We start from the raw sequence: 1,417 nt of genomic DNA, 5'->3' as shown, positions 1-1,417 counted from the left end.
CTATCCTTTCTCTGCGCTGTGCTTATCTCAATGGTCAACTTTCCACTTGATATATGTGCAAAACTGAGATGCACCCAAATAATTCATCTACTTGAGTCGAGGTAAATAATCCGTCTGGCCCCTGTGGCGTAATGTCGGTAAATGGGGATTCATAAAGGATTGCTGCATCCATTGCGCCATGTGCGGTTAGGTAATCCACAATCATATTCACGAATTCAATCTGATTGGAGTTAAGATTTTTACCAGATATAAACTTAGCTAGTTCCTGCTTGGCTACCTCACGATCGAGTCCTACTAAGGAACGGACGAATAAACCTAACCCATGCGCCTCTTCTTTGGCACGGTCTATATCCTCCTCTACGCCTAATTTATTCTCTAGCAATATCTTCTCTAACTCAGATAAATCGGATGGAGTGAGCTGTTTGTTAGTCCGCAGCTTAAAAATGACCACATGGTCTTGATGCGATCGCAAAAAAGCCCTTGCTTTAGCACGGAACTTCTCAAAGTTATCTAATGCTGTAAAACCAGGCAACTCTACTATTATCTCATCCCCCATTACATCCTCAAAATCGGTGTAAATAGGTTGGCGTTTTTGTTTCTCAATCAGCTTTATTAACCCCCGTAGGCGTTTGCGTAACACCTCCAGCATTGGTAATGTCACATCTTGCCACCACTCATCGGTTTGTACATCGTGAATCAGGGCTAGCTGTTCTTGCACGAAGGGAATCGCAGATTTCTCCTCTAACATCCCTGCAAGTGACTTCACCTGTTCTTGTAAACGCTTAAACATAGAGTCAGAGCGCAGGATTGCTAATTGTAACTTCAGCATCAGAACATCAAATCTTTTTATTTCTTCGGTTTCTGTTTCCAATTGGGAGGGCAAACCAGCTATTTCTTGACTAAGTTCCATAAAATCATCGCTCGATAACGATGCCCATGCTGCGGAATTAGCATATTTCTCTACGAATCGTTGTTTAGGTCGCACTATGAAGTTTTCAGTATTCATAGCCGCCACTTCAGTATTGAGTAAATTGGCTAGTTCCTGGCGCAATTCTGCATCTGTACTGGGTTCTTTAGAGGCAGATTGATACTCTTGAAGTTGGCTCAGTTTTGCTGTATTAATTGGTGGATTTCCAGGTTGTCTTTTATCTAGCTCTCCAATTAATTCTAATCGAGCGGTAAACAATTGCTGACCCAATGATTTTGTTATGGGTGCATTAACAGTCTCTGAGTTGTGTTGAAAAAACTCTAAATTTTGGCAATAATCAAACAGGTAAAAAAAATCTTTATCTTGCCCCAGTCCAAATAAGTCAGGGCATAGCCTCGTACCTCGTCCTATCATCCAATACGGTTCAGTTAAGGGCTAGGCAGTGCTTAAAACAATAAATACAGGAGGATTCATTATTATTCCAGTACC

The 1,417-nt window shown here is 41.4% G+C and carries 1 protein-coding gene; it reads right to left on the bottom strand.

Annotated features, from left to right (window positions below):
- Positions 1-34: 34 nt before the first annotated feature.
- Positions 35-1,198 (bottom strand): type I restriction-modification enzyme R subunit C-terminal domain-containing protein, encoded by a 1,164-nt coding sequence (locus QUA47_RS30855; protein WP_333433634.1) that lies wholly within the window; start codon positions 1,196-1,198, stop codon positions 35-37.
- Positions 1,199-1,417 lie beyond the last annotated feature (219 nt).

This window comes from Microcoleus sp. MON2_D5, from assembly GCF_036701905.1.
GTDB lineage: Bacteria > Cyanobacteriota > Cyanobacteriia > Cyanobacteriales > Microcoleaceae > Microcoleus.
Note: the sequence above shows the minus strand (reverse complement) of the source record. Positions and strands in the feature narration are given on the sequence as shown.